The organism is Protofrankia sp. Cr1 (genome assembly GCF_963555865.1).
In the GTDB taxonomy this organism is placed as follows: Bacteria; Actinomycetota; Actinomycetes; order Frankiales; family Frankiaceae; genus Protofrankia.
In genome coordinates this window covers 34614-35377 of record NZ_CAUVXO010000008.1, presented here as the reverse complement: position 1 = coordinate 35377, position 764 = coordinate 34614, and the positions used below count along the sequence as shown (strand labels likewise).

Here is a 764-nt window from a genome sequence, read left to right as displayed (position 1 = left end):
GCCTGTGGAAAACTCGCCCTTCTTGTGGACAATTTGCTTGCAAGCAGTTCGTCTGCGCTATCCTGATCGCATGGCTACTCCAGAACCGGTCTGCTATGACCTCGAGGTCGTCGTTGACGACCACCTCGTCTCCGAGCTGGAGCGTCACGGCGTCCCGCGAGGCCGCCGCGCACGTCTCCACCTCGAGCTCGTCCCTGCCGTAACCGGGATGGACGCCGGCCCCGCCTCCGACGGGTCCGGTTGGCCGCCGCCATGGTTCGCCAGCTTCGACGGCGATCCGGACCTTGGCGAGCGGGCCAGTGAGATCGTCAATGCGACTGTGGGGTCACATTGATCGTTGATGCAGGGCCGATCGTGGCGGCTGCCAACCGCAAGGATCGCCATCATGCTGCGAGCCTGGATCTCCTCAGTCCGGAGAAGGGGCCGTTCATCGTTCCACCGCCGGTTGTCGCAGAGGTTTGTCACCTTCTCCAGAGGGACGCGGGCCCTCGTGTCGAAGCACAGTTCCTGCGGTCGTTTGTCGCCGGTCATTTCGCTGTCGCCGAACTGAAAATTGCGGATCTTGATCGTATGGCGGATCTCGTTGATCGGTATGCGGACTTCCCTCTCGGTGGGGTGGACGCGTCGGTCATCGCGCTCGCTGAGCGGTTGGGCGTCACGGAGATCGCCACGCTGGACCGCCGTCACTTCGGCGTCGTCCGGCCGAAGCACGTTGAAGCCTTCACCCTCCTGCCGAACTGACCTGCCGAACTGACCTGCCGAAC

The 764-nt window shown here is 63.6% G+C and carries 2 protein-coding genes; both read left to right on the top strand.

Going from position 1 to position 764, the window contains the following annotated elements; genetic code table 11:
• Positions 1-70 precede the first annotated feature (70 nt).
• Positions 71-334: a hypothetical protein gene (locus U9980_RS02000; protein WP_322749177.1), complete on the top strand. Its 264-nt coding sequence runs from the start codon at positions 71-73 to the stop codon at positions 332-334.
• On the top strand, positions 331-741 hold the full coding sequence (locus U9980_RS01995) for a type II toxin-antitoxin system VapC family toxin (RefSeq protein ID WP_322766434.1): 411 nt from the start codon (positions 331-333) through the stop codon (positions 739-741). The genes U9980_RS02000 and U9980_RS01995 overlap by 4 nt, the downstream gene beginning before the upstream one ends.
• Positions 742-764: the final 23 nt, after the last annotated feature.